Genomic DNA, 25,211 nt, shown 5'->3' with positions numbered 1-25,211 from the left:
TTTCAGATGAAGCTACGCGGTCTGTACGCAATCACCGACAGCCAGCTGCTCGCCGGCCGTTTTCTGTCCCATGTCGAAGCGGCCCTGGACGGCGGGGTGCGACTGTTGCAGTACCGCGACAAGAGTGACGACGCCGCGCGTCGCCTGCGCGAAGCCGAAGCCTTGAAGCAACTGTGCGAGCGCTACGACACCCAGCTGATCATCAACGACGACGCCGAACTGGCCGCACGCCTGGGTGTCGGCGTGCACCTGGGCCAGACCGACGGCCCGCTGACCCCGGCCCGTGCGTTGCTGGGCCGCGAGGCCATCATCGGCTCGACCTGCCACGCGCAGCTCGACCTGGCCCGCCAGGCCGCCAGCGAAGGCGCCAGCTACGTGGCCTTCGGTCGCTTTTTCAACTCCGTGACAAAGCCGGGCGCACCGGCCGCCAGCCTCGACCTGCTGGAACAGGCCCGCGCCCAGGTCAAGCTGCCGATCGCCGTGATCGGCGGCGTCACCCTCGACAACGCTGCCCCGTTGGTCGCCCATGGCGCCGACCTGCTGGCGGTGATCCACGGCCTGTTTGGTACCGATAGCGCGCAGGAAGTCACCCGCCGCGCCCGTGCCTTCAACGCCCTGTTCGCTTCCTGATTTCGAGAGAAGATCCCATGTCCCGTTCCGAAACCCTGTTCGCCCAAGCCCAGAAGCACATCCCGGGTGGCGTCAACTCGCCCGTCCGCGCGTTCAAGAGCGTTGGCGGCACGCCGTTGTTCTTCAAGCACGCCGAAGGCGCCTATGTCGTTGACGAAGACGACAAGCGCTACGTCGACTACGTGGGTTCCTGGGGCCCGATGATCCTCGGCCACGGCCACCCTGAAGTGCTCGATGCGGTGCGCAACCAACTGCAACACGGCCTGTCCTACGGCGCCCCGACCGCCATGGAAACCGAGATGGCCGACCTGGTCTGCTCGCTCGTGCCGTCGATGGAAATGGTCCGCATGGTCAGCTCGGGCACGGAAGCCACCATGAGCGCCATCCGCCTGGCCCGTGGCTACACCGGCCGCGACGCCATCATCAAGTTCGAAGGCTGCTACCACGGCCACTCCGACAGCCTGCTGGTGAAAGCCGGCTCGGGCCTTCTGACGCAAGGCGTGCCAAGCTCGGCGGGCGTGCCGGCTGACTTCGCCAAACACACCCTGACCCTGCCGTTCAACGACATTGCCGCGGTCGAAAAAACCCTGGCTGACGTCGGCCAGACCGTGGCGTGCATCATTGTCGAGCCGGTCGCCGGCAACATGAACTGCGTACCGCCAGCCCCGGGCTTCCTCGAAGGCCTGCGCGAGCAGTGCGACAAGCACGGCGTGGTGTTGATCTTCGACGAAGTGATGACCGGCTTCCGCGTCTCGCTGGGCGGCGCCCAAGGCTACTATGGCATCACCCCTGACCTGTCGACCTTCGGCAAGATCGTCGGCGGCGGCATGCCGGTCGGCTGCTTCGGCGGCAAGCGCGAGATCATGGGCTGCATCGCCCCGCTGGGCCCGGTCTACCAGGCCGGTACCCTGTCGGGCAACCCGCTGGCCATGGCCGCCGGCCTGACCACGCTGAAACTGATCAGCCGCCCAGGCTTCCACGCCGAACTGACCGATTTCACCAGCCGCATGCTCGACGGCCTGCAACAGCGTGCCGATGCCGCTGGCGTACCGTTCGTCACCACACAGGCGGGCGCCATGTTCGGCCTGTACTTCAGCGGCGCCGATGACATCGTCACCTTCGACGACGTGATGGCCAGCGATGCGGATCGCTTCAAGCGCTTCTTCCACCTGATGCTCGACGGTGGCGTGTACCTGGCGCCAAGCGCGTTCGAGGCGGGCTTCACCTCCATCGCCCATGGCGACAAGGAGCTGCAGATCACCCTGGATGCCGCTGAAAAGGCCTTTGCTGCACTGAAGTAAACCGCCACATCTGCCCCTGTAGGAGCGCCCTTACAGCCCTTTCGCGACGTAAGGCCGCTCCTACACAATCAGCTGACTTCCCCAACCCGACAGAATTTCGCGTAAAACTTTGTAAGGTTGGCGCTGCTTATCCCATAATGTGCCACCAGAGACATTGGCCGCAGCTTTGCAGAGGTAAGTCGATCCCCATGAACCGCACCGGCCGCGCCCTGACCCTGGGCTGCCTGTTGCTTCTTCAGCCCCTGCTGGCCCTGGCGGAGGGTGGTAACTCATTGCTGATTCCAGCGACGAGCCGCTGCACCCTGAATGTTCAGCCAGAAGACCTCGCCAATGCCCTCAAGGCCTGCGAGCAGACGGCGACGACGGGGGATGCCCAGGCGCAGTTCGAACTGGGCGAGTACTACTACACCCAGACGCCCAAAGACCTGAACAAGGCCCTGAACTGGTTTCAGCAGGCCTCGTTGCAAGGCCACGCCCAGGCCCAATACCGGCTTGGCGCCATGTTCTTCCGCGGCGAAGGGGTCAAGGCCAATAACGTGCAGGCCTACATTCTGCTGAAGATGGCGGCGGTCAACGGCGCCGAAGATGCGCTGGACATGGCCGACGAAGTGACCGAGCAGATGCCCCGCGACGAGCTGGAACACGCGACCCAGGTGCTCGGCCAGATCTTCCGCAAGTACCTGCTTGAACTGCAGAACGCCGAAGGGCGCTCGCCGTTCTCGCCACTTCCCTGAAACGCCCTACTTCTCTGGCATCGGCATGGGGAACGGCATCACATTGCCGCCGCCCTTGGCCTCGCTGATCTTCGCCGTGCCCAAGCGCTCGACCTCGTCGATGCGCACGATCGAATGCATCGGCACGAAGCTGCGGATCACGCCCTCGAACTGGCTCTTGAGCTTCTCTTCGCTGGGGTCGACCACCACCTGGGTGCGCTCGCCGAAGACGAACTCCTCGATTTCCAGGAAGCCCCACAGGTCGCTCTGGTAGATCTGCTTGGCATACATCTCGAAGACCTGCCCCTGGTTGAGGAAGATCACTTTATAGATGGCGGGTTCGCGTTTGCTCATGGTTGGCGGGATAACACATGCGTAAGAAAAGGTGCGCATCATAGCAGTGCCGGCCTCTTCGCGGGTAAACCCGCTCCCACAGGCGCTCCACCGGCCTTGAAACCTGCGCAGTACCTGTGGGAGCGGGTTCACCCGCGAAGAGGCCAGAACAGGCCCTACATACCGTTGAACGTTTCAGTGCTTTCGCCACTGCCATTCAAGGGTTATTCTTGAGCTCACACCCATTGCCGTCGGGCGGCTAAAAACGACCTTGAACGCACCCATAGAACCTCATCGTTTCATCCTCGAACCTTTCGAGGCCCACCGTTTCGCCAACTTGTGCGGCCAGTTCGACGAGCACCTGCGCCTCATCGAGCAACGCCTGGCCATCGAGATCCGCAACCGCGGCAATCAGTTCGAACTGATCGGCGAACCCAAGACCACCTCCGCTGCCGAGCAACTGCTGCGCCGCCTCTACCGCGAGGCCAAGGCCACCGACTTGTCGCCAGAAACGGTCCACCTGTACCTGCAGGAATCGACCGTCGAGAACATCGACAACCCGGCGGTCAACGAGGTCAGCGTCTCGTTGCGCACGCGCAAGGGCAACATTCGCCCGCGCGGTGTCAACCAGCAGCGGTACGTCAAGGAAATCCTGGCCAACGACATCAACTTCGGCATCGGCCCGGCCGGTACCGGCAAGACGTACCTGGCCGTGGCCTGTGCCGTAGATGCCCTGGAGCGCGAGCAAGTGCGCCGCATCCTGCTGGTACGCCCGGCAGTCGAAGCGGGCGAAAAGCTCGGCTTCCTGCCCGGTGACCTGGCACAGAAGATCGACCCGTACCTGCGCCCGCTGTACGACGCCCTGTACGAAATGCTGGGCTTCGAACACGTAGCCAAGCTGATCGAGCGCCAGGTGATCGAGATCGCCCCGCTGGCCTACATGCGTGGCCGTACCCTGAACAACAGCTTCATCATCCTCGACGAAAGCCAGAACACCACGCTCGAGCAGATGAAGATGTTCCTCACCCGCATCGGCTTCGGCTCGACGGCGGTGATCACCGGTGACATCACCCAGGTCGACCTGCCCCGTGGCACGAAGTCGGGCCTGGCGCACGTGATCGAGGTGCTCCGGGACGTTCCGGGTATCAGCTTTACCCATTTCCAACCCAAAGATGTGGTTCGTCACCCACTGGTGCAACGCATCGTCGAGGCCTACGACCGCTTCGAAGGCCGTCAGGCCAAGCCAGAGGCCCCCGGCAAAGATGCTTGAACTTGACTTGCAACGGGCCACGGACGCCGCCGCCCCTGACGATGCTGCCTTCCGCCGCTGGTGCGAGCTGGCCCTGCGCCAGCGCAGCGCCGACTCGGAGATGACCATCCGCCTGGTCGACGAAGCCGAAGGCCGCGAGCTGAACCACACCTACCGGCACAAGGACTACGCGACCAATGTGCTGTCGTTCCCGGCCGACGTGCCTGATGACCTGCTCGATATCCCCCTGCTAGGCGACCTGGTGATCTGCGTGGCGGTGGTCGAGCGCGAGGCCGCCGAACAGGGCAAAACCCTGGAAGCCCATTGGGCGCACCTGGTCATCCACGGCTGCCTGCACTTGCTCGGCTACGACCACATCGACGATGACGAAGCCGAGGAAATGGAAGCCCTGGAACGAGAATTGCTGGCAGAACTGGGTCACCCTGACCCGTATGCCGACGATGAAGACGAAACCATCACACACTGATACTGCAAGGATCACGAGAACCGCCATGAGCGAAGATCGATCGAGCAACGGGCAAAAGTCCTGGCTGGGTAAACTGACCCAGGCTTTTGCCCATGAGCCGAAAAACCGCCAGGAGCTCCTTGAGCTGCTGCGCGAAGCCCATCAGAACAAGCTGCTCGACAGCGAAGCGCTGACCATTGTCGAAGGCGCCATCCAGGTTGCTGACCTGCAGGTACGCGACATCATGGTGCCGCGCTCGCAAATGATCAGCATCAAGGCCAGCCAATCGCCTCGCGAGTTCCTGCCGGCGGTGATCGACGCCGCGCACTCGCGCTACCCGGTGATCGGCGAAAGCCACGATGATGTGCTGGGCATCCTGCTCGCCAAGGACCTGCTGCCGCTGATCCTCAAAGAGAACGGCGACAGCTTCAACATCAAGGACCTGCTGCGCCCGGCCACCTTCGTGCCGGAGTCCAAGCGCCTGAACGTGCTGCTGCGCGAGTTCCGCGCCAACCATAACCACATGGCCGTCGTCATCGACGAGTACGGCGGTGTGGCAGGCCTGGTGACCATCGAGGACGTGCTCGAACAGATCGTCGGTGACATCGAGGACGAACACGACGTCGAGGAAGACAGCTACATCAAGCCGCTGCCCAGCGGCGACTTCCTGGTCAAGGCGCTGACCCCGATCGAGAACTTTAACGAGTTCTTCGACAGCACCTTCTCCGATGACGAATTCGACACCGTGGGCGGCCTGGTGATGAGCGCGTTCGGGCACCTGCCCAAGCGCAACGAAACCACCGAGATCGGTGCCTACAAGTTCCGCATTCTCAATGCCGACAGCCGGCGGATTCACCTGCTGCGCCTGACACCGATCACCCGCTAAGGACAATCATGCGTTGGATCACCCGCCCCGGCTGGCCCGGTAACCTGCTGGCCATGGCGGCCGGCGCTTCCACCCTCCTGGCCCTGGCGCCGTTCAACATCTGGCCGCTGGCCCTGTTGTCCATCGCCCTGCTTTACCTTGGCCTGCGCGAGCTCAGCCCGCGCCAGGCCATGGGCCGCGGCTGGTGTTTCGGCTTTGGCCTGTACGGCGCCGGCACCTGGTGGATCTACGTCAGCATGAACACCTACGGCGGCGCTTCGCCGCTGCTGGCGATCCTGCTGCTGCTGGCGTTCTTCGCCGCCCTTGCCTGGTTCTTCGCCCTGCCCACGTGGCTGTGGGCGCGCTGGCTGCGGCGCAACGAGGCGCCGCTGGCCGATGCCTTGTGCTTCGCTGCCCTGTGGCTGTTGCAAGAGGCCTTCCGGGGCTGGTTCCTGACCGGCTTCCCCTGGCTTTATGCGGGCTACAGCCAGCTCGATGGCCCCTTGGCGGGCTTGGCGCCGCTAGGCGGCGTGTGGCTGATTTCCTTCACCCTGGCGCTTAGCGCTGCCTTGCTGTGCAACCTGCATCGGCTACGCGCCCGGCCCTCGTTCCTGGCCGTCGCCGGCGTGCTGTTGCTGGGCCCCTGGGTACTGGGCATGGCCCTCAAGGGGCACGCCTGGACCAAGCCTGCGGGTGATCCGCTCAAGGTGGCCGCCATCCAAGGCAACGTCGAGCAAGAGGTGAAATGGGACCCCGCGCACATCGACGCGCAGCTGGCGTTGTACCGCGACATGACCTTCACCTCGAAGCCCGTAGACCTGCTGATCTGGCCCGAAACCGCGGTGCCGGTGCTCAAGGACCAGGCCCAGGGCTATATCGACGTGATGGGCCGCTTTGCCGCCGAGCGGCATTCGGCGCTGATCACCGGCGTCCCCGTACGTGAGGTGGTGCACCACCAACGCCGCTATTACAACGGCATCACCGTGACCGGCGAAGGCGACGGCACCTACCTCAAGCAGAAACTGGTGCCGTTTGGCGAGTATGTGCCGCTGCAAGACATGCTGCGTGGCGCGATCGAGTTCTTCAACCTGCCCATGTCGGACTTTGCCCGGGGCCCCGAAGACCAGCCGCTGTTGCAGGCCAAGGGTTACCAGATCGCGCCGTACATCTGCTACGAAGTGGTCTACCCCGAGTTCGCGGCGAGCCTGGCGGCGCGTAGCGACCTGCTGCTGACCATCAGCAACGACACCTGGTTCGGCACCTCCATCGGCCCCCTGCAACACCTGCAGATGGCGCAGATGCGGGCACTGGAAGCCGGCCGCTGGATGATCCGCGCCACCAACAACGGCATAACCGCGCTGATCGACCCGTTCGGGCGCATTACCACGCAAATTCCGCAGTTCCAGCAGGCGGTGCTGTATGGCGAGGTGGTGCCGATGCAGCAATTGACGCCTTACCTGCAGTGGCGCTCGTGGCCGCTGGCGATCCTCTGTGTGCTGTTGCTGGGCTGGGCGTTGCTGGCCGGGCGCATCGCCAAGACCGTTTGAGTTCTCCTGCACCGGCCTCTTCGCGGGTAAACCCGCTCCCACAGGATCTCCACTGGCCTCGACGACAGTGGAGACCCTGTGGGAGCGGGTTTACCCGCGAAGAGGCCAGCACAAGCAATACAAGGCTCAATAGAACAACCGATACCCCAACAACCCAACGGCTTCATTGAGCAACTGCCCGCTTTGCCACATGGCCCGGCTCTCTGGCAGCAACCCACCGAACGGCCGTGCATGATCACGCCCGAGGAATCCCACCGGCGCCGGCACCACCTCGAACCCGGCCTGCTCGAAGCTCCAGCGCGAGCGCTGCATGTGCCACGCCTGGGTCACCACCACCACCCGGCGGATACCCAACGGCTGCAACACCTTGGCGCTCATCTGGGCATTTTCCCAGGTCGTGCGGCTGTCCTCTTCCTTCCACTTCACCTGCACCGCGAAATCCTCATGCAGGCGGTCCGCCATCAACCGCGCCTCGCTCGGCGGCGTACCGTAGTGCAAGCCACCGCTGGTCAGCACCGGCAACCCCGACGCCTTGGCCAGCCGCGCAGCAAAGCGCATGCGCTCAAGGGCCGTTGCCGTAGGCTGGTCATCCCCACCCCAAGCCGGGTCGCCGCGCTCACGCCCGGCACCTAGCACGACGATGGCATCCGCCCTGCCGGCAAGGCCCGCCCACTCGCTGACCTGCAAAGGCGGTTCGGTTTCCAGCAACCGTGCCGACTCCTGCACCACCAGGGGCAAACTCATCAGCCACAGGCCACCCAGCCCCACTGCAAAGCACAGCCCCGCCAGCCGCGGGCGGCGGGTACGCAGCCACCAGGCGGCCAGCAGCAGCAGGAACAGGACGCCCGGCGGCATCAGCCATTGCTTGATGAAGAATCGAATGGGCATCGGCTACACCTCCATGGAAGGCGTGCAGCCTAAGAGGATCGACGCCGGGCAACAAGTGTGCGGCCGGCGACGATCGTGAGAAGTGTATTGAAGAACCGGCGCGCGATGGCCTGCGCCTGGCGTCCTGAACGGCTAACGATGCGGCAGCGTCCTGGATCTCGCCGTGCTGGCGGGGCGTTTCTTGTCCTTGAGCCAGATGATCTTGGCCGATGTCGGCTCCGCTTGCGGGTAACTGCCGGCACAGGCATTTTGGCGCTCCGGAAGGGATTCCAGGTAGGCCTTGATCACTTCGAACTCTGCGTGGCTAAGGCCGCGCAACTCCAGCTCGGCTGGACTCTCGTCGCGCAATCGTACCGACGTCCGGGCAACTTCCAATGCCAGGCCAAGGCGGTCGATCAGGCGTTCGTAAAGCTCCGGTTTGATTGCGGGTAGCTGCGTCTCTCCCATCCGTTCACCTCATTGAAGATAAAAATATCTCCCCCCACACCTGAGCTTAGCGTCACTCTAAAAAGCAGCCGTTTGCCGCGACCAGCGGGCATTCGCAATCAAGGTTTCCCACGATGCGCAGCGCTGCTGTATGCTACGGCGTTCACTCTAAACGACACCGGAGTACCGGTTGCAGCGAGGTTCCGCTGCCTGGAACAAGGTCTCTTCTCTCTCAGCCAAAAGTAGCCATGCACGAACAATACACGCCCCGTGATATCGAAGCCGCCGCCCAGAACTTCTGGGACGAGCAACAATCGTTCGCTGTTACCGAACAGCCAGGCAAAGACACCTACTATTGCCTATCGATGTTCCCGTACCCGAGCGGCAAGCTACACATGGGCCACGTGCGCAACTACACCATCGGTGACGTGATTGCCCGCTACCAGCGCATGCTGGGCAAAAACGTCCTGCAGCCGATGGGCTGGGACGCTTTCGGCATGCCCGCGGAAAACGCGGCGATGAAAAACAACGTCGCCCCGGCCAAGTGGACGTACGAAAACATCGACTACATGAAGACCCAGCTCAAGAGCCTGGGCCTGGCCATCGATTGGGCACGTGAAGTCACCACCTGCAAGCCGGACTACTACCGCTGGGAACAGTGGCTGTTCACCCGCCTGTTCGAAAAGGGCGTCATCTACCGCAAGAACGGTACCGTGAACTGGGACCCGGCCGACCAGACCGTGCTCGCCAACGAGCAGGTCATCGACGGCCGTGGCTGGCGTTCGGGCGCGCTGATTGAGAAGCGCGAAATCCCGATGTACTACTTCCGCATCACCGACTACGCCGACGAGCTGCTCGAGAGCCTCGACGAGCTGCCGGGCTGGCCTGAACAGGTCAAGACCATGCAGCGCAACTGGATCGGCAAATCGCGTGGCATGGAAGTCCAGTTCCCGTTCGACCAGGCCAGCATCGGCCACGAAGGCGCCCTCAAGGTCTTCACCACCCGTCCTGACACGCTGATGGGCGCCACCTACGTCGCCGTCGCCGCCGAACACCCGCTGGCCACCCAGGCTGCCCAAGGCAACCCGGCGCTGCAGGCGTTCATTGACGAGTGCAAGAGCGGCAGCGTCGCCGAGGCCGATATGGCCACCCAGGAGAAGAAGGGCATGCCCACTTCCCTGCTGGTCGAACACCCGCTGACCGGCGAGAAGCTGCCGGTTTGGGTCGCCAACTACGTGCTGATGCACTACGGCGATGGCGCCGTGATGGCCGTGCCGGCCCACGACGAGCGCGACTTCGAGTTCGCCCACAAGTACAACCTGCCGGTCAAAGCCGTGGTGCGCACCAGCGCTGGCGATGAAGTCGGCAACGAGTGGCAGGCTGCCTACGGCGAGCATGGCCAACTGATCAATTCCGGCGAGTTCGACGGCCTGGACTTCGCCGGCGCTTTCGACGCCATCGAAGCCGCCCTGATCCGCAAGGAACTCGGCAAGTCGCGCACCCAGTTCCGCCTGCGCGACTGGGGCATCAGCCGTCAGCGTTACTGGGGCTGCCCGATCCCGATCATCCACTGCCCGTCCTGCGGCGACGTGCCGGTGCCGGAAGACCAGCTGCCGGTCACCCTGCCAGAAAACGTGGTACCGGACGGTGCCGGCTCGCCGCTGGCGCGCATGCCCGAGTTCTACGAATGCACCTGCCCGAAATGCGGCACGGCGGCCAAGCGCGAAACCGACACCATGGACACCTTCGTCGAGTCGTCCTGGTACTTCGCCCGCTACGCCTCGCCAAACTACGACCAAGGCCTGGTCGACCCTAAAGCCGCCAACCACTGGCTGCCGGTCGACCAGTACATCGGCGGTATCGAGCACGCGATCCTGCACCTGCTGTACGCGCGCTTCTTCCACAAGCTGATGCGTGACGAAGGCCTGGTCACCTCGAACGAGCCGTTCAAGAACCTGCTGACCCAGGGCATGGTAGTCGCCGAGACCTACTACCGCGTTGCCAGCAACGGCGGCAAGGACTGGTTCAACCCGGCCGATGTCGAGATCGAACGTGACGCCAAGGCCAAGATCATTGGCGCCCGCCTGAAGACCGACGGCCTGCCAGTGGAAATCGGCGGCACCGAGAAGATGTCGAAGTCGAAGAACAACGGCGTCGACCCGCAATCGATGATCGAAGCCTACGGCGCCGATACCTGCCGCCTGTTCATGATGTTCGCATCGCCGCCCGACATGAGCCTGGAGTGGTCCGATTCCGGCGTCGAAGGTGCCAGCCGCTTCCTGCGCCGTGTCTGGCGTCTGGCCCAAGGCCACGTCAGCCAGGGCCTGCCGGGCAAGCTGGATGTCGCCACGCTGGACGACGCGCAAAAGGTCATCCGCCGCGCCATCCACGCCGCGATCAAGCAGGCCAGCACCGACGTGGGCCAGTACCACAAGTTCAACACCGCCATCGCCCAGGTGATGACCGTGATGAACGTCCTGGAAAAGGCCCCGCAAGCCACCGAACAGGACCGTGCCCTGCTGCAGGAAGGCCTTGAAGCCGTCACCCTGCTGCTGGCGCCGATCACCCCGCACATCTCCCACGAACTGTGGAAGGCGCTGGGCCACGACCAGGCGGTCATCGATGCTGGCTGGCCAGCCGTCGACGAGAGCGCACTGGTACAGGACAGCATCGTCCTGGTGGTGCAGGTCAACGGCAAGCTGCGTGGCCAGGTCGAAATGCCGGCCGCCGCCAGCCGCGAGGAAATCGAAGCCGCCGCCCGCAGCAACGAGAATGTCCTGCGCTTCATCGATGGCCTGACCATCCGCAAGGTCATCGTGGTACCGGGCAAGCTGGTCAACATCGTCGCCAATTGATGGCACGCCCGCCCGCAGGTTCTGCGGGCGGGCGGTACAGGCCCAAGAGGGAGCAACAACATGATCAAACGCAATCTGCTGGTAATCGGCCTGGCCGTCGTGCTCAGCGCCTGCGGTTTCCAGCTGCGTGGCACCGGCACCACCGAGCTGAGCGTCAAAGAGATGGACGTCAGCGCGCGCAATGCCTATGGCGAAACCGTGACCCAGCTGCGTCAGGTTCTGGAGCGTAACGGCGTCAACGTGCACGCGGGCGCGCCTTACCGCCTGGTGCTGACCAACGAGCAGGAAAACGAACGCGCCGCGACCTACACCGGTGGCAGCCGCTCGGCCGAGTACGAGCTGACCACGGTACTGAACTACAGCATTCAGGGCCTGAACAACCTGGAACTGCTCAGCGACAAACTGGAAATGCGCAAGGTCTACGTGCGTGACGGTTCCAACATCACCGGTTCCGAGCAGGAAGCCAAACGGGCACGTGACGAAATGCGCCGCGACCTGGTCAACGCCATGGTCGTACGCCTGCAGATGCTGACCCCGACGCAACTCGACGAGCTGCAGCGTAAAGCCGACGAACGCGCCCAGGCTGAAGCCGCCGCGCTGGAAGCGGCACGCCGTCAGCAGGCGGAAACGCCTCAGCAGTCGCCAATGGAAGTTCCGGGCAACTGAGCCCGTGCGGGGCACCTTAGGTGCCCCGCCTGTTTCCGATGAAACTCGCCCCCGCCCAACTCAACAAGCACCTGCAAGGCGCCCTGGCACCGGTTTACGTGGTCAGCGGCGACGACCCATTGCTGTGCCAGGAAGCCGCTGACGCCATCCGCGGCGCCGCACGCCAGCAAGGTTTCGACGAACGCCAGGTGTTCAGCGCCGACGCCAATTTCGACTGGGGCACCTTGCTCCAGGCGGGCGCCAGCCTGTCGCTGTTCGCCCAGCGCCGCCTGCTGGAACTGCGCTTGCCCTCCGGCAAGCCCGGTGACAAGGGTGCTGCCGCCTTGATGGAATACTGCGCCAGGCCGGCCGAAGACACGCTGCTGCTGATCAGCCTGCCCAAGCTCGACGGCAGCGCGCAGAAGACCAAGTGGGGCAAGGCCCTGATCGAAGGCGCCCATTGCCAGTTCATCCAGATCTGGCCGGTGGATGCGCACCAGTTGCCGCAGTGGATCAACCAGCGGCTGTCGCAGGCAGGCCTTTCGGCTCAACGCGATGCCGTGGACCTGATCGCCGCCCGGGTCGAAGGCAACCTGCTGGCTGCCGCCCAGGAAATCGAAAAACTCAAGCTGCTGGCCGACGGCAACCAGATCACCGTCGAGACCGTACAGGCGGCGGTCGCCGACAGCGCCCGCTTCGATGTCTTCGGCCTGGTCGATGCCATTCTCAATGGCGAAGCCGCGCACGCCCTGCGCATGCTTGAAGGCCTGCGCGGCGAAGGCGTGGAGCCGCCGGTGATTCTGTGGGCACTGGCGCGCGAACTGCGCCAACTGGCCGGGCTCGCCCAACAGTTCAGCCAGGGCGTGCCGCTGGACAAGGCCTTCAGCCAGGCGCGACCACCGGTGTGGGATAAACGCCGCCCACTGGTCAGCAAAGCCCTGCAGCGCCTCTCGGCGCAACGCTGGGCCCAGCTGTTGCAAGATGCCCAGCGGATCGATGCGCAGATCAAGGGCCAGGCCGAGGGTTCGCCCTGGACCGGGCTGGCACGGCTGTCGCTGCTGATGGCCGGGCAGCGGCTAGCGCTCCCTTCCGAATAGCCGGGGCCGCTTCGCGCCCCATCGCGACACAAGGCCGCTCCTACAGCAATCGCGTACCCCTGTAGGAGCGGCCTTGTGTCGCGATGGGCTGCATAGCAGCCCTAAGTCCCCAACCATATACACAATCAATTGGCCCTCCCCCGCCCTGCGGCCTACAGTGCGCCCCGAAAGCCACCCATCGGGAATCCGCACCATGAGCAAAAAACCGAAGAAGCACGGCCCCAACAAGGCCAAGTCGATCGTCGCCCAGCCACTGTTCCGCTGCCGCCAGGAACAACCGGACAAGGGCAAAGGCAGCTACCGCCGCGAAGCCTTCCAATCGAGAGATTGGGAGGCTTCTTACTTTTTGGCGGCATGAAAGCATCGAAAGCGCAGGCATGGTATGGTCGTCACCTGACCTGAAATTCTGGATCTGTGCATGCTCCTCAGCCTTCTCCCCCGTTGGAAATCCCGCCAGCTGATCGCGGCCTCCAGCTTCATCCTGCTCGTCGCCTGCGCGGAAAAACCCACCGCCGCCGATGCCTTGCCGCTGGCACCTGCCCAGCCCGCCCCGGTGGTGAACGTGCCTGGTGCAACGCCCGACGCCAGCGCTACAGAGATCCAGCCCCTGCAAACCTTCGCGCAATGGCAGGCGGGCTTCCGCCAACAAGCCTTGCAGGCTGGCATTTCGCCAAACACCTTCGACCGTGCGTTCCTCGGTGTCACCCCCGACATGGACGTGATCAAGGCCGACCGCAGCCAGCCAGAATTCACCCGCCCGGTGTGGGAATACCTGGAAGGTGCACTGTCGCCACTGCGCGTGCGCAACGGCAAGAAGCTGATGGAGCAGAATGCAGAACTGTTGACCCGCATCGAGCAACGTTATGGCGTAGACCGCCAAGTGCTGGTTTCGGTCTGGGGCATGGAGAGCAACTTCGGCCAGTTCCAGGGCAGCAAGTCGGTCATTCGCTCACTGGCGACATTGGCCTACGAAGGCCGCCGCCCCCAATTCGCCCAAGACCAGCTGATTGCCGCCCTGCAAATCCTGCAGAACGGTGATATCCAGCCAGAGGCCATGCGTGGCTCGTGGGCTGGCGCCATGGGCCAGACCCAGTTCATCCCGACCACTTACAACACCCATGCAGTGGATTTCGACGGTGATGGCCGCCGGGATATCTGGAACAGCACCCCCGATGCTCTGGCCTCCACAGCGCACTACCTGCAGAGCTCTGGCTGGAAACGCGGCCAGCCTTGGGGCTTTGAAGTGCAAGTGCCGGCCGGTTTCGACTTCTGGCTGGCCGACGGGTCGCTGCGCAAGCCGGTGAGCGAGTGGCTGCAACTGGGCGTGAAGCTGCCAGCCGGTACCCAGCTGCCCGCCAACAGCAATCAGCTGTCTGCCGCCCTGCTGCTGCCTGCAGGTGCGCGCGGCCCGGCGTTCCTGGTGCTGGACAACTTCCGCGCCATCCTCAAGTACAACAACTCGTCGTCCTACGCACTGGCCGTAAGCCTGTTGGGTGACCGGTTCTCGGGCTGGGGCTTCATTGCCGGCAGCTGGCCGAAAGAGGACCTGCCTTTGAGCCGCAGCGAGCGCATGGAGCTGCAACACCTGCTCAACGCCAGCGGGCATGACGCGGGCAACGCCGATGGCATCATAGGCGCCAACACCCGCAAAGCCATTCGCAATGCCCAGCAGGGGTTGGGATGGCCGGCGGATGGGTATCCAACCCATAAGCTGCTCGAGAGCTTGCGCCAGCAGTAATACCCTTGCGGCCATTCGCGGGTGAACCCGCTCCTGTAGGAGCTGGCTTGCCTGCGATGGGCCGCAAAGCGGCCCCGACGCCCTCAGCCTCTGAACAAGTCCTGCTGCAACACCAGCCTCATCTCCCCACTGTCCAGCACCACCTCAGCCCCCAGCGGCAAGCACACGTTCGGATCACAATGCCCACTGCGCCACCCGGCCAGCACCGGCACGCCCAGGGGCCCGAAAATGTCCTGCAGCAGCGGCGTCAACGCCGCCACGGTGATCCCGGCAAAATCCCCCACCAGCACCCCCTTCACCCCCGCAAGCTTGCCCGCCAGGCGCAACTGGGTCAGCAAACGATCCACCCTGAACAACGGCTCGTTGACGTCTTCGATAAACAGAATGCAGCCCTGCGTATCGATCTCTGCCACCGTTCCCAGGGTCGCCCCCAGCATCGACAGGTTGCCCCCCAGCAAACGCCCGCGGGCAACCCCCGGCACCACGCAGCTCAACGCAAAGTCGGCCGGGTGCGCGATCGCATCGCCTGCACCCACCTGCCCAATCAGTTGCGCCAGCAGCGACGACTCGGTCGGCTCGAGTTTGGCGCCCAACAGGTCGGCATTCAGCATCGCCCCATGGAAGGTCAGTAACCCGGCTTTGCGCTGGATAGCAGTGTGCAGCGCCGTGATGTCGCTGTAGCCGATCAGCGGCTTGGGGTTGCAACGGATCAGGTCAAAGTCGAGGCTGTCGAGCAGGCGCATGCTGCCATAGCCGCCGCGCATACACAGAATGGCGTCGATGGCCGGGTCAGCAAAAGCATCGTGCAGGTCCTGCAGCCGCTGCTGATCGGACCCCGCCAGGTAGCCCTGCGCCTGTTCAACGCCCGGGTAGATACGGCAGCGGTAGCCACGCTCGGTGAACCACTGGCTGGCCTTTTGCGCATCCAGCCGCGCCGGCCCGGCCGGGGCGACGATGGCAAAGCAGGCATTCTCCCCCAGGGCAGCGGGCAGTCGGGATTCAACGGTTTCAGCGCAATTCATCGCAACTCCTTGCAGTGCAGGGCACACAAACAAAAATGCCGATGCCGCCTTTCGGCGCGCATCGGCACGGGTGCTTCAGACCAGGCTCAGAGCTTGATCTTGGCTTCGTGAGCCTGCTGGTCAGCGTGGTACGAAGAACGCACCAGCGGGCCGGAAGCCACGTTCTTGAAGCCCATCTTGTAGCCTTCTTCGGCGAACCAGGCGAAGGTGTCCGGGTGCACGAAACGCTGTACCGGCAAGTGGCTGCGCGACGGCTGCAGGTACTGGCCGAGGGTCAGCATGTCGATGTCATGCTCGCGCATGCGGTGCATCACTTCGATGACTTCTTCGTCGGTCTCGCCCAGGCCGAGCATCAGGCCCGATTTGGTCGGTACGTGCGGGACCATCTGCTTGAACTTCTGCAGCAGGTCCAGCGACCAGTCGTAGTCCGACCCGGGACGCGCGGCCTTGTACAGGCGCGGTACGGTTTCCAGGTTGTGGTTGAAGACATCCGGCGGCTCTTGCGCGGTAATCTCCAGGGCCACGTCCATACGGCCACGGTAGTCCGGGACCAGGGTTTCCAGCTGCACACCCGGCGACAAGGCGCGGATCTCGCGGATGCAGTCGGCAAAGTGCTGGGCACCGCCATCACGCAGGTCGTCGCGGTCCACCGAGGTAATCACCACGTACTTCAGGCGCAGGTCGGCGATGGCGACGGCGAGGTTCTTCGGCTCATCGAGGTCCAGTGGCTTCGGTCGGCCGTGGCCAACGTCGCAGAATGGGCAACGACGGGTGCAGATGTCACCCATGATCATGAAGGTCGCAGTACCGCCCGAGAAGCACTCGCCCAGGTTCGGGCAGGAGGCCTCTTCGCAGACGCTGTGCAGCTTGTGCTTGCGCAGCAGTTGCTTGATGCGGTCTACCTCGGGCGAGACCGGGATGCGCACGCGGATCCAGTCAGGCTTTTTCGGCAGTTCATCAGTAGGGATGATTTTTACCGGGATGCGCGCGACCTTGTCGGCACCACGCAGTTTGACCCCAGCTTCCACCTTCTTCGGCGCTGGGCGCGGGGTGGCATCCTGGGTAGGTATCAGGTTCGGCACGGCTTCTTGCACAGTTGTCATATTCAGTCGATTCCGCCCGTGAGGGTCGTCTGCTCAGCGTAGTCGAGGTGCTTGACCAGCTGTCCGCGCAGCCTTGTCCTGACCTCGTTGAGTTCGATCGGGCCTGCCAGATCGCGTAGCTGGGTCATGGCCAGCCCCGCATAACCGCAGGGGTTGATTCGGCGGAATGGCGCAAGGTCCATGTCCACGTTCAGGGCAAGGCCGTGGAACGAACGGCCGTTGCGGATTCGCAGGCCGAGGGAGGCGATTTTCGCTCCATCGACATAGACACCCGGGGCGTCGGGCTTGGCCGCCGCCTGGACATCGTAACTGGCAAGCAGGTCGATCAGGGTCTGCTCGATGCGGCTGACCAGCTCACGTACCCCAAAACCCAGCCGCCGCACATCCAGCAGCAGGTAGGCCACCAGTTGCCCGGGGCCATGGTAGGTCACCTGGCCACCGCGGTCGGTCTGCACCACCGGGATATCACCCGGAATCAGCAGGTGCTCGGCCTTGCCGGCCTGGCCCTGGGTGAAAACCGAAGGGTGTTCGACCAGCCAGATTTCATCCTGGCTGTCGGGCCCTCGCTGCTCGGTAAAGCGACGCATGGCTTCCAGCACCGGTTCATAGGGCTGCAGGCCAAGATCGCGAAAACCGAGACAGGCGGACATCAGAGCACCATTTTCACGATGCCGGTAGCGCGCAGGGCGCTGTTGATATCGTGCAGCTGGTTCTCGCTCTCGGCAACGATGTGCAGTTGCACAGTGGTGTACTTGCCTTCCTTGCTCTGGCGCTCGGCCAGCGTGGCGAGGTCGACCTTGGCGTGTTTGCTGAGGACTTCGATGACCATGTCCTTGAAACCGACAACGGTATCGCCGATGACCTTGATCGGGTAGTCGGCGCAGGGGAATTCGATTTTGTGCGACTTGACGTCAGGTTCGCTCATAGCGGAAACGGCCTCGTAAGCCGTGGCAACAACAACGCCCCCGCCTGAACAGCGGGAGCGTGGCAGGTCACGTTATCAGTTGAACAACCCGTAGAAGAATAGACGGATGCTATCCCACATACGGCGGAAGAAACCACCTTCCTCGACGCCATCGAGGGCGATCAGGTCGGCGCTGTGAACCACGTTCTCGTCCAGTTTGACTTCCACTTTGCCGATCACGTCACCTTTGGCGATCGGTGCGGTGAGCTGCGGGTTCATGGTCATCGAAGCCTGAAGGCGCTTCAATTGGCCTTTAGGCATAGTCATGGTCAGGTCGTTGGCCAGGCCAGCTTTAACCTGGCTGGTGGCGCCCTTCCAGACTGGAGCCTGGGTCAGCTCGGTGCCTTTCTGATAGAAGGTCTGAGTTTCGAAGAAGCGGAAGCCGTAGGTCAGCAGCTTCTGGGTCTCGGCAGCACGGGACTGCTCGCTGTTGGTGCCGAACACCACGGCGATCAGGCGCTGGCCGTCACGTACGGCCGAAGCCACCATGCAGTAACCGGCTTCGTCGGTGTGGCCAGTTTTCAGGCCGTCGACGGTCTTGTCACGCCACAGCAGCAGGTTGCGGTTCGGCTGCTTGATGTTGTTCCAGAAGAACTCTTTCTGCGAGTAAATCGCATAGTGGGCCGGGTCGACGTCGATGATCGCGCGCGCCAGCAGGGCCATGTCGTGCGCCGAGGAGTAGTGCTCGGGGTTCGGCAGGCCGGTCGGGTTCATGAAGTGGCTGTTGGACATGCCCAGGTCAGCGGCCGTCTTGTTCATCATGTCGGCGAAGGCGTCTTCGCTGCCGGCAATGTGCTCGGCCAGCGCAACGGACGCATCGTTACCCGACTGGATGATGATGCCGTGCAGCAGGTCGCTGACAGTCACCTGGCTGCCAACCTTGATGAACATGCGCGAACCACCGGTACGCCAGGCGTTTTCGCTGACGGTGACCGGGTCGTTTTCACCGATCTGGCCGCGGCGAATGTCCAGGGTGGCGATATAGGCAGTCATCAGCTTGGTCAAGCTGGCTGGCGGCAGGCGCTCGTCACCGTTGTTCTCGACCAGCACATTGCCGCTGGACGCGTCCATGAGTACGTAGGACTTGGCTGCCAGTTGCGGTGGTGCCGGCATCATTTGCTCTGCCGCGAAAGCAGCAGGCGTGATCATCAGCAGTACGGGCAGGCAAAGTCGTTTGGCAAGGTTGGTGATGTTCATCCGTCTCTCGAAAATCGCTAATGGTCTGAGATGTTGCCTGGGCCACATCGTGTGCCCAGCGCCAGTCAGTCTAGTTTTTAAGGCCTTGGGCCGAGCCCGCACACTGCGGCTTTATGTCGCTGCGGGCAAAAGCGGACATTGTACATGCCCGCGCCCGTCAATTCATGACAAAACCGACAGTTTGGCCGGTGCGGTCAGTCAGCTGTGACCAGCTTGGCCTGCCCCAAGTTCGCCAGGCGAATGCTGTTCTGCGCCTGCTGAATCTCGCCCTGGCTGCTGATCGGCCCCAAACGCACGCGGTGCAGGGTTTGCTGGTTACGCACGATGGAGCTGATGAACACCGGCGCGCTGACCATGGTGCTCAGTTTCGAACGCAGCAGTTCGGCGGCGTCCGGGTTGGCGAAGGCGCCCACCTGCAAGAAGCTGCCGCCGTTGCCTGCCGGCACATTGTTGCCGCCGACTTGAACGGGCACTACGGGTGCAGCGTGTTGCTGGGGTGGCGGCGTCCACTGCTCGACTCGGCCGGTGCTGGCCGGGATCGACTGGGTCTGGGCAACCTGGGGTTCCTTCAGCACCAACGGTGGCTGCTGGCCACGCTGGGCCCACCATTGTTGCGGGTCGATACCTTCGACGCGCACATGCGCGGTGCCGATTTCGGCGTAGCCGAGCTTCTTCGCCGCCGCGTAGGACAGGTCGATGATACGGTCGGAGTAGAACGGGCCACGGTCGTTGACCCGCAGGACCACGCTGCGGCCGTTGGCCAGGTTGGTCACCCGCACATAGGCCGGCAGCGGCAAGGTCTTGTGCGCCGCGCTCATGCCGTACAGGTCATAAAGCTCGCCGTTGGCCGTGTTCTGCCCGTGAAACTTGGTGCCATACCACGACGCGGTACCCTCGGCGCGGTAGTTGCGCGAGTCCTGCATCGGGTAGTAGGTCTTGCCCAGTACCGTGTAAGGGTTGGCCTTGTAGTTGCCGGTGTGCACGGTCGGCGTGGCGTCGGGGATCTTGTTCACGTCCACGTCCCACCACGGCGCACCGTCCTTATGGGCACGGTTGATGTCCAGGCCGGGCTGGGCGCGGACTGTATTACCGCTTTTCTGGGTGGTGGTCGGGCGGCTGGAAGAGCAGCTGACCAACAGCATGCCGACAGTCATGCAGGTCAGCAGCTTGAAGGTAGTGGCAGAGATGATTGCGCGCATTACTTGACGCCCCGTGCTTGGACCAGCTGTTCCGAAAGCTGATGCACCGCCATGGCGTACATCACGCTGCGGTTGTAGCGAGTGATCGCGTAGAAGTTCTTCAGGCCCATCCAGTACTCGGGGCCGTTTTCGCCCTCCAGGCGGAAGGCGGTGACCGGCAGATCATCGCGCAGCGCATCATGACTCGACCAGCCCAGCGCCCGCAACTCCCCGACAGTCTTCACCGGCTCGATACCCGTGGTCAGGCCTTCATCAACCCGCTCGCCCTGCACCCTGGCGCGGCTGACCACGCCTTCGCCGGCCACCCAGCCATGGCGCTTGAAGTAGCTGGCTACGCTGCCGATGGCATCGTCCGGGTTGTTCCAGATATTGATGTGGCCATCGCCGTCGAAGTCCACGGCATAGTTGCGGAAGCTGCTCGGCATGAACTGCGGCAAGCCCATGGCGCCTGCATAGGAGCCTTTGAGCGTGAGCGGGTCAAGCTGCTCGGCACGGGCCAGCAGCAGGAACTCGCGCAACTCCTTGCGGAAGAATTCGGCCCGCGGCGGGTAGTCGAAGCCCAGCGTAGAGAGGGCGTCGATGACCCGGTAATTGCCGGTATTGCGGCCGAAAAAGGTCTCTACGCCGATGATCGCGACGATGACTTGCGCCGGCACCCCGTATTCCTGCTCGGCCCGCGCCAACACCGCTTCGTGCTGGCGCCAGAAGTCCACACCGCGGGCGATGCGCGCGTCGGTGATGAACATCGGCCGGTAGTCCTTCCACGGCTTGACCCGTTCGGCCGGCCGCGAGATGGCATCGAGAATTGACTGTTTACGCTGGACCTCACGGAACACGCCCATCAGCTGCTCGCTGGCAAAGCCGTAGTCGCGGGTCATTTCGCCAACGAACTCGGCCACTTGGGGCGAGCCTTCGTAGTCGCCGGCATGGGCCAGCTGGACAGCGCCGAACAGGCCCACCGCGCCGATCCACGGCGCACAACGGGCAGCCCAGTTACGCACTGCTTGCATGAAATTCTTCACCTTATTCAAACCTGTGCGATCCATTTGCGGTGCGTATGGATCGACATCAGAACGCCAAACGCTGACAGCAGCGTCACCAACGAAGTTCCGCCATAGCTGATGAAGGGCAGCGGCACGCCCACCACGGGCAGAAGGCCGCTGACCATACCGATATTGACGAACACGTATACAAAGAAGGTCATCGTCAAGCTGCCCGCCAGCAGCTTGCCGAACAGGGTCTGCGCCTGGGCCGTGATCATCAGGCCGCGACCAATCAGCAGCAGGTAGACGATCAGCAGCAGGCAGATGCCGACCAGGCCGAACTCCTCACCGAGCACGGCGATGATGAAGTCGGTGTGGCTCTCGGGCAAAAAGTCAAGGTGCGACTGGGTGCCCAGCAGCCAGCCCTTACCAAATACCCCGCCCGAACCGATCGCAGCCTTGGACTGGATGATGTTCCAGCCGGTGCCCAAGGGGTCGCTTTCCGGGTCGAGGAAGGTCAGCACGCGCTGCTTCTGGTAGTCGTGCATGACGAAGAACCACATGGCCACCGCCACCGGCACCGCCGCCGCCACCACACTGACAATCCAGCGCCAGCGCAGCCCGCCCATGAACAGCACGAACGCACCGGAAGCCAGAATCAACAGCGCCGTGCCCAGGTCGGGCTGGCGAACGATGAGGATGAACGGCACGCCGATCAGCACCAGGCTGATCGCCACATGCTTGAGGTGTGGCGGCAAGGTGCGCTTGGACAGGTACCAGGCGATGGTCGCCGGCATGATGATCTTGAGAAATTCCGAGGGCTGGAAGCGAATCACCCCGGGGATGTTGATCCACCGGGTGGCGCCCATGGCGTTGTGGCCCATCACGTCCACCACCACCAGCAACAGTACCCCGGTGACGTAGGCCAATGGCACCCAGCGCGCCATGAACCGCGGCTCCAGTTGGGCGATGACGAACATCGACACCAGGCCGATGCCGAACGAAGTCGCCTGCTTGAGCAGCAGGTCCCAGTTCTTGCCACTGGCCGAATACAGCACGAACAGGCTGCCAGCCGCGAGGGTCAGGAGGATGACCAGCAACGGGCCATCGATATGGATGCGCTGCAGGAAGCTGGCGCGCCGACGCATCACATCCTCGCTGGAGAGCATGCGATCGAAATTATTCATCACAGGGCCGATTCCTGGGTAACGGTGGCGGGAGCGAACTCGGACTTGAGCCGGCCGTGCTCGTCGAGCAACCAGGCGTCCATGATCTGGCGCACCACGGGTGCGGCGACGCCAGAGCCGGATTCGCCGTTCTCGACCATCACCGACACCACGATCTTCGGGTCGTCGGCCGGGGCGAAGGCGACGAACAGGGCGTGGTCGCGGTGGCGTTCCTGAAGTTTGTTACGGTCGTATTTTTCGCCTTGCTTGATCGCCACCACCTGGGCAGTACCGCTCTTGCCGGCGATGCGGTACTGGGCGCCGGCAGCAGCCTTGCGCGCGGTACCACGGGCGTTGTGCATCACCTGCTCCATGCCGTGGGTCACCTTGGCCCAGTCCGACTTGTCACGCAGGATGATGTTTTCCATCGGGTTCTCGTCCACCGGCGGTTGGCCTTCGATGGTCTTGGCCAGGTGCGGGCGGTTCCACACGCCTTTGTTGGCGATCAACGCGGTGGCCTGGGCCAACTGCAGCGGCGTGGCCTGCATGTAGCCCTGGCCGATCCCGAGAATCAGGGTTTCGCCGGGGAACCAGGCCTGACGGCGGGTGGCACGCTTCCATTCGCGAGACGGCATCAGGCCGGCGGACTCTTCGAACATGTCGAGCGAAACCCGCTGGCCGATGCCGAACTTGTTCATGTAGCTGGACAAACGATCGATGCCCATCTTGTGGGCAAGGTCGTAAAAGTAGGTGTCGTTGGAGCGCATGATCGCGGTATCCAGGTCGACCCAGCCATCGCCAGAGCGGTTCCAGTTACGGTATTTGTGATCGTAGTTGGGCAGCTGGTAATAGCCTGGGTCGAACACCCGGCTGCCGGCATTGACCACGCCACTGTCCAAACCGGCGATGGCCACCGCAGGCTTGATGGTCGAGCCAGGTGGGTACAGCCCGCGCAGTACGCGGTTGAACAACGGCCGGTCGATCGAATCCCGCAGCTCGGCATAGGCCTTGAAGCTGATGCCGGTGACGAACAGGTTAGGGTCGAAGCTTGGCTGGCTGACCATCGCCAGCACTTCGCCGGTACGCGGGTCGAGCGCCACCACCGCGCCACGACGGCCACCCAAGGCGGCCTCGGCGGCTTCCTGCAGCTTGATGTCGAGGCTCAGGACGATGTCCTTGCCAGGCTTGGGGTCGGTACGCTTGAGCACCCGCAGCACGCGGCCTCGGGCGTTGGTCTCGACTTCCTCGTAACCGACCTGGCCGTGCAACGCATCTTCGTAGAAACGCTCGATACCGGTCTTACCGATATGGTGCGTACCGCTGTAGTTCACAGGGTCGAGGGTTTTCAGCTCTTTCTCGTTGATACGCCCGACATACCCCACCGAGTGCGCAAAATGCGCACCTTGCGGGTAATGCCGCACCAACTGCGCGACCACTTCCACGCCGGGCAGGCGGAACTGGTTCACCGCCACCCGGGCGATCTGCTCTTCGCTCAGCTCGAACAGGATGGGCACCGGCTCGAACGGCCGACGGCCCTGGCGCATGCGCTTCTCGAAGAGGGCGCGGTCGTCGTCAGTCAGTTCCAGCACTTCGACGATATTGTCCAGCACTTCCTGCCAGTTACCCGCACGTTCACGGGTCATGGACAGGCTGAAGCTGGGCCGGTTATCGGCGATGATCACCCCATTGCGGTCGAAGATCAGCCCACGGGTCGGCGGAATCGGCTGCACATGCACCCGGTTGTTCTCCGACAGCGTCGAGTGATAGTCGTACTGGATGATCTGCAGGTAATACAGCCGCGCGATCAAAACGCAGATAAGCAGCATGATCGCCACCGCGCCGACCACGACGCGGTTACGCACCAGGCGGGCGTCTTTCTCGTGGTCCTTGAGACGGATCGGCTGCGACATCGGACTGCTTACAGGCTCATTTGTGGTAAGGGTGCCCGGACAACACGGTCCAGGCGCGATAGATCTGCTCGCCGATGAGTATCCTTACCAACGGGTGCGGCAACGTCAGCGGCGACAGCGACCAGCGTTGCTCAGCGCGTGCGCAAACCTCAGGCGCCAGCCCTTCCGGGCCGCCCACCATCAAATTCACCGTGCGCGCATCCAGGCGCCAGCGGTCCAGCTCGGTCGCCAGCTGCTCGGTACTCCAGGGCTTGCCATGGACCTCGAGGGTAACGATGCGTTCCCCAGGCTGAACCTTGCTCAGCATGGCTTCGCCCTCCTGACGGATCAGGCGAGCGACGTCGGCATTCTTGCCACGGGTATTCAGCGGGATTTCCACCAGCTCAAGCGACAGCTCCGGGGGCAGGCGCTTGGCATATTCATGCCAACCGTCCTCGACCCACTTGGGCATGCGCGAGCCGACCGCGATCAGGCGCAGACGCACGACGCTTCCTTATTCCCGGTCTTTGAGCTTGTCGGAGTACTCGTGGGCGTGGTCCGGGCTGTGGTGCTTGCCGTCGGCGGCACGGCTTTGCTCGGCACCCTGCCACAGGCGCTCCAGGTCGTAGAACTGGCGGGCAGCGGCGGTCATCATGTGCACGATGACATCGTTCAGGTCCAGCAGCACCCAGTCGCTGTCGCCCTTGCCTTCTTCACCCAAGGGTTGGGCACCCTGCGCCTTGACGGCTTCACGGACCTTTTCGGCCATCGCGTTGATCTGGCGGTTGGACGTACCGGTGGCAATGATCATGTAGTCGGTCAGGCTGTGCTTTTCACGCACGTCGATGACCTGGATATCCTGGGCCTTGACGTCTTCCAGCGCTGCCTTGGTCACTTGGACCAGTTCTTCGCCGTAAATTTTCTGCTTGGTCATA

At 63.3% G+C, this 25,211-nt stretch carries 26 protein-coding genes; 12 read left to right on the top strand and 14 right to left on the bottom strand.

Features of this window, described 5'->3' with window-relative positions; all coding sequences use genetic code 11:
- Positions 1-6 precede the first annotated feature (6 nt).
- The 3 genes from thiE (at position 7) to GIB19_RS02015 (ending at position 2,665) form a co-directional block, all read left to right on the top strand.
- On the top strand, positions 7-630 hold the full coding sequence (gene thiE, locus GIB19_RS02025; protein ID WP_027592630.1) for a thiamine phosphate synthase: 624 nt from the start codon (positions 7-9) through the stop codon (positions 628-630).
- A gap of 17 nt (positions 631-647) precedes the next feature.
- Positions 648-1,931, top strand: a complete 1,284-nt coding sequence (hemL, locus tag GIB19_RS02020; protein WP_085272346.1) for a glutamate-1-semialdehyde 2,1-aminomutase — start codon at positions 648-650, stop codon at positions 1,929-1,931.
- Positions 1,932-2,119: 188 nt separating this feature from the next.
- Complete coding sequence (locus GIB19_RS02015; RefSeq protein WP_027592628.1) at positions 2,120-2,665, top strand: tetratricopeptide repeat protein; 546 nt, start codon at positions 2,120-2,122, stop codon at positions 2,663-2,665.
- Positions 2,666-2,671: 6 nt separating this feature from the next.
- On the opposite strand, the gene GIB19_RS02010 is transcribed toward GIB19_RS02015, so the two are convergent.
- Positions 2,672-2,998, bottom strand: coding sequence for a DUF1820 family protein (locus GIB19_RS02010; RefSeq protein ID WP_027592627.1), 327 nt, complete (start codon positions 2,996-2,998; stop codon positions 2,672-2,674).
- Positions 2,999-3,248: 250 nt separating this feature from the next.
- On the opposite strand from GIB19_RS02010, the gene GIB19_RS02005 reads away from it, so the two are divergent.
- Genes GIB19_RS02005 through lnt form a run of 4 tightly spaced genes read left to right on the top strand, consistent with a single transcriptional unit; the run spans position 3,249 to position 7,104 of the window.
- Complete coding sequence (locus GIB19_RS02005) at positions 3,249-4,247, top strand: PhoH family protein (protein ID WP_027592626.1); 999 nt, start codon at positions 3,249-3,251, stop codon at positions 4,245-4,247.
- Positions 4,240-4,713, top strand: a complete 474-nt coding sequence (gene ybeY / locus GIB19_RS02000) for an rRNA maturation RNase YbeY (protein WP_027592625.1) — start codon at positions 4,240-4,242, stop codon at positions 4,711-4,713. The genes GIB19_RS02005 and ybeY overlap by 8 nt, the downstream gene beginning before the upstream one ends.
- A 25-nt stretch (positions 4,714-4,738) precedes the next feature.
- Entirely contained in the window at positions 4,739-5,578 is an 840-nt protein-coding gene (locus GIB19_RS01995) for an HlyC/CorC family transporter (protein WP_027592624.1), read from the top strand.
- Positions 5,579-5,586: 8 nt separating this feature from the next.
- Positions 5,587-7,104, top strand: a complete 1,518-nt coding sequence (gene lnt, locus GIB19_RS01990; protein WP_274883153.1) for an apolipoprotein N-acyltransferase — start codon at positions 5,587-5,589, stop codon at positions 7,102-7,104.
- 126 nt (positions 7,105-7,230) lie between these two features.
- Here the strand turns inward: lnt and GIB19_RS01985 are convergent, their stop codons facing one another.
- Both GIB19_RS01985 and GIB19_RS01980 read right to left on the bottom strand, forming a co-directional pair.
- Entirely contained in the window at positions 7,231-7,992 is a 762-nt protein-coding gene (locus GIB19_RS01985; RefSeq protein WP_027592622.1) for a YdcF family protein, read from the bottom strand.
- Between the two features lie 132 nt (positions 7,993-8,124).
- A complete protein-coding gene (locus GIB19_RS01980) occupies positions 8,125-8,439 on the bottom strand; it encodes a hypothetical protein (RefSeq protein ID WP_027592621.1) in 315 nt (104 codons plus the stop codon).
- Positions 8,440-8,666: 227 nt separating this feature from the next.
- On the opposite strand from GIB19_RS01980, the gene leuS reads away from it, so the two are divergent.
- The 5 genes from leuS (at position 8,667) to GIB19_RS01955 (ending at position 14,753) form a co-directional block, all read left to right on the top strand.
- Positions 8,667-11,273 (top strand): leucine--tRNA ligase, encoded by a 2,607-nt coding sequence (gene leuS / locus GIB19_RS01975; protein ID WP_027592620.1) that lies wholly within the window; start codon positions 8,667-8,669, stop codon positions 11,271-11,273.
- Between the two features lie 60 nt (positions 11,274-11,333).
- Positions 11,334-11,939, top strand: coding sequence for an LPS-assembly lipoprotein LptE (locus tag GIB19_RS01970; RefSeq protein WP_027592619.1), 606 nt, complete (start codon positions 11,334-11,336; stop codon positions 11,937-11,939).
- 38 nt (positions 11,940-11,977) lie between these two features.
- Entirely contained in the window at positions 11,978-13,015 is a 1,038-nt protein-coding gene (holA, locus tag GIB19_RS01965) for a DNA polymerase III subunit delta (RefSeq protein ID WP_027592618.1), read from the top strand.
- A gap of 193 nt (positions 13,016-13,208) precedes the next feature.
- Entirely contained in the window at positions 13,209-13,373 is a 165-nt protein-coding gene (gene arfA / locus GIB19_RS01960; protein WP_016501800.1) for an alternative ribosome rescue factor ArfA, read from the top strand.
- Between the two features lie 60 nt (positions 13,374-13,433).
- Positions 13,434-14,753 (top strand): lytic murein transglycosylase, encoded by a 1,320-nt coding sequence (locus tag GIB19_RS01955; protein ID WP_027592617.1) that lies wholly within the window; start codon positions 13,434-13,436, stop codon positions 14,751-14,753.
- Positions 14,754-14,836: 83 nt separating this feature from the next.
- Here GIB19_RS01955 and GIB19_RS01950 read toward each other — a convergent pair whose 3' ends face one another.
- The 11 genes from GIB19_RS01950 to rsfS all read right to left on the bottom strand — a co-directional run bounded on the left by GIB19_RS01950 (position 14,837) and on the right by rsfS (position 25,210).
- Complete coding sequence (locus GIB19_RS01950) at positions 14,837-15,775, bottom strand: S66 peptidase family protein (RefSeq protein WP_274883141.1); 939 nt, start codon at positions 15,773-15,775, stop codon at positions 14,837-14,839.
- An 86-nt stretch (positions 15,776-15,861) separates the two neighbouring features.
- Positions 15,862-16,878: a lipoyl synthase gene (lipA, locus tag GIB19_RS01945; RefSeq protein ID WP_027592615.1), complete on the bottom strand. Its 1,017-nt coding sequence runs from the start codon at positions 16,876-16,878 to the stop codon at positions 15,862-15,864.
- Between the two features lie 2 nt (positions 16,879-16,880).
- Positions 16,881-17,528: a lipoyl(octanoyl) transferase LipB gene (gene lipB, locus GIB19_RS01940; RefSeq protein WP_027592614.1), complete on the bottom strand. Its 648-nt coding sequence runs from the start codon at positions 17,526-17,528 to the stop codon at positions 16,881-16,883.
- Positions 17,528-17,803, bottom strand: coding sequence for a DUF493 domain-containing protein (locus GIB19_RS01935; RefSeq protein ID WP_012312556.1), 276 nt, complete (start codon positions 17,801-17,803; stop codon positions 17,528-17,530). The genes lipB and GIB19_RS01935 overlap by 1 nt, the downstream gene beginning before the upstream one ends.
- Before the next feature lie 75 nt (positions 17,804-17,878).
- The gene (locus tag GIB19_RS01930) at positions 17,879-19,039 is read right to left on the bottom strand and encodes a D-alanyl-D-alanine carboxypeptidase family protein (RefSeq protein WP_027592613.1); all 1,161 of its coding nucleotides are present in this window, start codon (positions 19,037-19,039) and stop codon (positions 17,879-17,881) included.
- A 194-nt stretch (positions 19,040-19,233) separates the two neighbouring features.
- Positions 19,234-20,238 carry a septal ring lytic transglycosylase RlpA family protein gene (locus tag GIB19_RS01925; RefSeq protein ID WP_027592612.1) on the bottom strand — a complete coding sequence of 335 codons (1,005 nt, stop codon included), beginning with the start codon at positions 20,236-20,238 and terminating at the stop codon, positions 19,234-19,236.
- Positions 20,238-21,248, bottom strand: a complete 1,011-nt coding sequence (mltB, locus tag GIB19_RS01920; protein WP_085272343.1) for a lytic murein transglycosylase B — start codon at positions 21,246-21,248, stop codon at positions 20,238-20,240. The genes GIB19_RS01925 and mltB overlap by 1 nt, the downstream gene beginning before the upstream one ends.
- Before the next feature lie 17 nt (positions 21,249-21,265).
- Entirely contained in the window at positions 21,266-22,369 is a 1,104-nt protein-coding gene (gene rodA / locus GIB19_RS01915; RefSeq protein ID WP_050580719.1) for a rod shape-determining protein RodA, read from the bottom strand.
- 38 nt (positions 22,370-22,407) lie between these two features.
- Positions 22,408-24,297, bottom strand: a complete 1,890-nt coding sequence (gene mrdA, locus GIB19_RS01910) for a penicillin-binding protein 2 (RefSeq protein WP_027592609.1) — start codon at positions 24,295-24,297, stop codon at positions 22,408-22,410.
- Between the two features lie 16 nt (positions 24,298-24,313).
- Complete coding sequence (gene rlmH / locus GIB19_RS01905; protein ID WP_023382530.1) at positions 24,314-24,781, bottom strand: 23S rRNA (pseudouridine(1915)-N(3))-methyltransferase RlmH; 468 nt, start codon at positions 24,779-24,781, stop codon at positions 24,314-24,316.
- A 9-nt stretch (positions 24,782-24,790) separates the two neighbouring features.
- A complete protein-coding gene (rsfS, locus tag GIB19_RS01900) occupies positions 24,791-25,210 on the bottom strand; it encodes a ribosome silencing factor (protein ID WP_274883124.1) in 420 nt (139 codons plus the stop codon).
- Between the last annotated feature and the right edge of the window lies 1 nt (position 25,211).

Origin of the sequence: Pseudomonas sp. ITEM 17296 (assembly GCF_028895205.1) — a bacterium.
Classification (GTDB): Bacteria; Pseudomonadota; Gammaproteobacteria; order Pseudomonadales; family Pseudomonadaceae; genus Aquipseudomonas; species Aquipseudomonas kermanshahensis.
This window is presented reverse-complemented; position numbering and strand designations above follow the sequence as displayed.

What these genes read in the sequence shown, in the direction of transcription:
- lipB (WP_027592614.1), bottom strand. Translation starts at nt 17,528, where the DNA reads ATGTCCGCCTGTCTCGGTTTTCGCGATCTTGGCCTGCAGCCCTATGAA.
- GIB19_RS01985 (WP_027592622.1), bottom strand. Translation starts at nt 7,992, where the DNA reads ATGCCCATTCGATTCTTCATCAAGCAATGGCTGATGCCGCCGGGCGTC.
- ybeY (WP_027592625.1), top strand. Translation starts at nt 4,240, where the DNA reads ATGCTTGAACTTGACTTGCAACGGGCCACGGACGCCGCCGCCCCTGAC.
- arfA (WP_016501800.1), top strand. Translation starts at nt 13,209, where the DNA reads ATGAGCAAAAAACCGAAGAAGCACGGCCCCAACAAGGCCAAGTCGATC.
- mltB (WP_085272343.1), bottom strand. Translation starts at nt 21,248, where the DNA reads ATGCAAGCAGTGCGTAACTGGGCTGCCCGTTGTGCGCCGTGGATCGGC.
- mrdA (WP_027592609.1), bottom strand. Translation starts at nt 24,297, where the DNA reads ATGTCGCAGCCGATCCGTCTCAAGGACCACGAGAAAGACGCCCGCCTG.
- thiE (WP_027592630.1), top strand. Translation starts at nt 7, where the DNA reads ATGAAGCTACGCGGTCTGTACGCAATCACCGACAGCCAGCTGCTCGCC.
- rsfS (WP_274883124.1), bottom strand. Translation starts at nt 25,210, where the DNA reads ATGACCAAGCAGAAAATTTACGGCGAAGAACTGGTCCAAGTGACCAAG.
- GIB19_RS01980 (WP_027592621.1), bottom strand. Translation starts at nt 8,439, where the DNA reads ATGGGAGAGACGCAGCTACCCGCAATCAAACCGGAGCTTTACGAACGC.
- GIB19_RS01950 (WP_274883141.1), bottom strand. Translation starts at nt 15,775, where the DNA reads ATGAATTGCGCTGAAACCGTTGAATCCCGACTGCCCGCTGCCCTGGGG.
- GIB19_RS01935 (WP_012312556.1), bottom strand. Translation starts at nt 17,803, where the DNA reads ATGAGCGAACCTGACGTCAAGTCGCACAAAATCGAATTCCCCTGCGCC.
- GIB19_RS01995 (WP_027592624.1), top strand. Translation starts at nt 4,739, where the DNA reads ATGAGCGAAGATCGATCGAGCAACGGGCAAAAGTCCTGGCTGGGTAAA.
- leuS (WP_027592620.1), top strand. Translation starts at nt 8,667, where the DNA reads ATGCACGAACAATACACGCCCCGTGATATCGAAGCCGCCGCCCAGAAC.
- GIB19_RS02010 (WP_027592627.1), bottom strand. Translation starts at nt 2,998, where the DNA reads ATGAGCAAACGCGAACCCGCCATCTATAAAGTGATCTTCCTCAACCAG.
- rodA (WP_050580719.1), bottom strand. Translation starts at nt 22,369, where the DNA reads ATGCGTCGGCGCGCCAGCTTCCTGCAGCGCATCCATATCGATGGCCCG.
- GIB19_RS01955 (WP_027592617.1), top strand. Translation starts at nt 13,434, where the DNA reads ATGCTCCTCAGCCTTCTCCCCCGTTGGAAATCCCGCCAGCTGATCGCG.
- GIB19_RS01970 (WP_027592619.1), top strand. Translation starts at nt 11,334, where the DNA reads ATGATCAAACGCAATCTGCTGGTAATCGGCCTGGCCGTCGTGCTCAGC.
- hemL (WP_085272346.1), top strand. Translation starts at nt 648, where the DNA reads ATGTCCCGTTCCGAAACCCTGTTCGCCCAAGCCCAGAAGCACATCCCG.
- lnt (WP_274883153.1), top strand. Translation starts at nt 5,587, where the DNA reads ATGCGTTGGATCACCCGCCCCGGCTGGCCCGGTAACCTGCTGGCCATG.
- lipA (WP_027592615.1), bottom strand. Translation starts at nt 16,878, where the DNA reads ATGACAACTGTGCAAGAAGCCGTGCCGAACCTGATACCTACCCAGGAT.
- GIB19_RS01930 (WP_027592613.1), bottom strand. Translation starts at nt 19,039, where the DNA reads ATGAACATCACCAACCTTGCCAAACGACTTTGCCTGCCCGTACTGCTG.
- GIB19_RS01925 (WP_027592612.1), bottom strand. Translation starts at nt 20,238, where the DNA reads ATGCGCGCAATCATCTCTGCCACTACCTTCAAGCTGCTGACCTGCATG.
- GIB19_RS02015 (WP_027592628.1), top strand. Translation starts at nt 2,120, where the DNA reads ATGAACCGCACCGGCCGCGCCCTGACCCTGGGCTGCCTGTTGCTTCTT.
- holA (WP_027592618.1), top strand. Translation starts at nt 11,978, where the DNA reads ATGAAACTCGCCCCCGCCCAACTCAACAAGCACCTGCAAGGCGCCCTG.